This is a genomic window from Enterobacter sp. K510 (assembly GCF_055804875.1).
The window spans coordinates 1-3,125 of the sequence record NZ_JBNRLQ010000021.1 but is presented as its reverse complement, the minus strand read 5'-3'; the positions used below and the strand labels follow the sequence as shown (position 1 = coordinate 3,125).

General features: G+C 56.2%; 4 protein-coding genes. 1 reads left to right on the top strand and 3 read right to left on the bottom strand.

Going from position 1 to position 3,125, the window contains the following annotated elements:
• The first annotated feature begins 80 nt into the window (after positions 1-80).
• Positions 81-251, top strand: coding sequence for a hypothetical protein (locus ACQUTD_RS21530; RefSeq protein ID WP_004193911.1), 171 nt, complete (start codon positions 81-83; stop codon positions 249-251).
• A 208-nt stretch (positions 252-459) separates the two neighbouring features.
• Here ACQUTD_RS21530 and ACQUTD_RS21525 read toward each other — a convergent pair whose 3' ends face one another.
• The 3 genes from ACQUTD_RS21525 to ACQUTD_RS21515 form a co-directional block, all read right to left on the bottom strand.
• Complete coding sequence (locus ACQUTD_RS21525; RefSeq protein WP_001099531.1) at positions 460-792, bottom strand: EmrE family multidrug efflux SMR transporter; 333 nt, start codon at positions 790-792, stop codon at positions 460-462.
• 66 nt (positions 793-858) lie between these two features.
• Entirely contained in the window at positions 859-2,352 is a 1,494-nt protein-coding gene (mbeA, locus tag ACQUTD_RS21520; protein ID WP_045265544.1) for a plasmid mobilization relaxase MbeA, read from the bottom strand.
• Positions 2,342-2,665, bottom strand: a complete 324-nt coding sequence (locus tag ACQUTD_RS21515) for a MobC family plasmid mobilization relaxosome protein (protein WP_004193914.1) — start codon at positions 2,663-2,665, stop codon at positions 2,342-2,344. The genes mbeA and ACQUTD_RS21515 overlap by 11 nt, the downstream gene beginning before the upstream one ends.
• Positions 2,666-3,125: the final 460 nt, after the last annotated feature.

The window sequence follows — 3,125 nt, the reverse complement described above, 5'->3', positions numbered from 1 at the left end:
TTCCGCTGTTATGGCCGCGGTTTCTCATTCCACGCCTGAAACTCGGTTCCGGGTAGGCAGTTCGCTCCAGGATGGACTGTATGCACGAACCCCCCGTTCAGTCCGACTACCACGCCCGTTCCGGTAACTATCAACTTGAGTCCAACCCGGAAAGACACGACAAATCGCCAGTGGCGGTAGCCATTGGTAACTGGGTTCACGGAGCAGAGATTGTAGAGAATGCCTACAGAGTTCTTGAAGTGAAAGCCTGAGTGCGGCTACACTGAAAGGACAGTTTAGGTATCTGCGCTCCGTGAAAGCCAGTTACCATCGGAACAAAGAGTTGGTAGCTCTGAATTCCGGCAAACGAACCACCGTTGGTAGCGGTGGTTTTTTTGTTTACAGGGAAAAAGATTACGCGCAGAAAGAAAGGATCTCAAGGAAATCCTTTTGCTTTGGCCAATATGCTTCGGTAAAAAGTTAATGCGCAGAAGATTTTGAAAAAATATTAATAACCAAAACTCCAACGCAAATAAGGAACATTCCTGCAATTGCGGGCCAATCAAGTTTTTGACCGCTAACCAACCAACCAGCTAGGCTTATTAGTACAATTCCCGCACCAGACCAAATTGCGTAAGCAATACCGGTAGGTATATTTTCCAATGTTTGGGAAAGCAGATAAAAGGCAGCGCAATAACTTATTGCAGTTCCTACAGACGGCCACAGGCGTGTAAATCCTTCTGAATATTTCATAAAGGTGGTGCCTATGACTTCAGCCACAATAGCCCCTCCCAGGAAAATATATGTATTCATAAAAATACCTCATGTTGAAAAATTTAAATATCTTTACATAACAACTAATTAATAGAACCCGGCTTATCATAGCGAAGGACCATGATGCTGCCACTGCGATCGTTCCAGCTCCAGCGCTTTCTGGTGCTGCACCGCCCGCTCCTGCTGCCGGTGAGTTTCTATCGCGTTCAGCCTTTCGACAACCGGCGCAGCTGCTCGCTCAAACTCTGCACCTGCCTGCTCAAGACCGTGACGCGCTCGTTCAGCGCCGCGTTCTCCCGTTGAATAAGACCAGACATCGTCCGCCATTCCGCGAAGGCGTTCTCCCACTCGTCCAGCCTTTTCGAGTAGTCCTGCTGTAGCTGCTCTAATGCGCTCAGCAACTGTTTTTCCAGCTCCGTCATGTGCTATTTCCCCGCCAGTATCATCCAGCTCGAGTCCTCTCCGAACTGTCCCGCTTCCGGGTTCACCCTCACGCAGCGGCGTCTCTGCTCGCCGCAGGTCGAGAGCTGTACGCCGCTGTTCCTCTCTGACAGCATGGCCTGCGTGCTCTTCTGCTCCCGGATGGTCGTATAGTTCTCGAGTATCTGCTGCCCCTGCCACCACAGAATGCCCGCGCTCGACGCTATCAGCAGCGCGGAGACCAGAACGATGGTCAGCCACGTCTGGCTGACCATGCGCAGCATCCCTTTCGTGCGCTGGCTCATGGCTGAGGACAGCTTCCGGTCGTGGTCGAGGATGGCGGCGCTGATTCTCTTCTCGCTTTCGCTCAGTTCCGCTCTGACAGACTTCTCGTGCTCGCTGAATGCGGCTTTCAGCATCTCGCCGGTAGTCTGCTGCTGCGCTTTCGATTTCTGCTCTAAGTCCTTCGCCAGCGTTAAAAGACTGTTCATAGATGGCTCCCTTCAGTCGGATGTTTCGCCCCCCGTCCGGGTCGGCAATGCTGATGCTGCTTTTTGTGGTGCGCACCACCTCAAAACCTGCGCTTTCCAGCGCCTCAGTGACGTCCTGACGCGTTTTCAGCTCCCCGGATGAGGCAAGGGCAAGCAGGCCGCTCGTAATCGCCTGGGCGGCTTCCTGCTTCGCTTCCGGCAGCGCGGAAGGCGAGACCAGCACCCGCCGGTTCTCCGGCGCGTTCGGGTCATGCAGCCCCAGCCTGCCGTTCACTATGGTCTGCCAGGCATCGATGCGCGGACGGTCGGCGCGGTCGTAATACGGCTGTAGCCGCTTGCCGGTCAGAAGCTCCGTGTTCGGGATCAGGAAGTTCAGCTCCAGCCGCCCCTTGTCCCGGTGCTCAACCCACAGCACGCTGTACTGGTCTTTATCGAGTCCGGGCATCAGAACCCGCTCGAAACTCGCCATCAGCTTTTCGCGCTGGCCGGGCGGTAAATCCTGTTCGGCAAAAGACAGAACGCCGGAAGTGTACTTTTTGGCGTAGGGCGAGGCGTCGATAAGCTCCCGGACTTCATCCGGCTTCCCCTGCAGAACGCTGGCGCCGTCGCGCTGGCGATCTTTACCCAGCAGATAATCGACCGGCCCGCCGCCGCCGCCGCGCCCCCGAGGATGAAACTTAACGATCATCATCAGCACCCTTTTCCAGTACGGCATGCCGCAACCGCTCGAGTCCGGCATCGATGGCCATCAGCGCGGCGACAATCTGCACGCGGTCGTGTCCGCTTCCACCACCGGCGTTAACCTGGCGGGCAATCTGGTTAAGGTTGTTCCCCATGCCGGCAAGCTGACGAAGCAGCGCCGGCGAGATCGACGGAAGTTTGCCGGCGCGTGCGGGCTTCTCGTCCAGGCACGTCTGCCGCATCCAGGCCGCGAGTTGCTTACCCTCGCAGCGCTCCAGCAGACGCCGGTGCTCGTCCTCAGTCACCCACATGGTGAGCATTTTGCTGCGTTTGTCTGCCAATCCGGCCTCCTGATAACGCCGGGACGGACGGGAAATCTTTTCCCGGTCGGCACGGTGTTGGACAAGCCGCAGGCGCGGCAGTGGTTTTAGCGGGTTTCGGGGCGCAGCCCTGAACCAGTCACGTAGCGCTAGCGGAGTGTATACTGGCTAAACATGTTATGACGGAGTGGCAATTTATGAAAGTGCTTCATGTGACAGGGGAAAAATGCGGCTGCCGGGCGTAAGTGCAAAATGCAGGTGGTGATGAAATGACGCCTCCTCGCTCACTCGGTCGCTACGCTCCTGCCGTGAGACTGCGGCGGGCGTTACCAGCTCACAGATTACGGGATAAGCAAATGCCGCTCGAAGCAGGAAAGGCCAAGAAAAGGATGCGGAGTTGCCGTTTTTCCATAGGCTCCGCCCCCCTGACGAGTATCACGAAAATGACGCTCAAATCAGC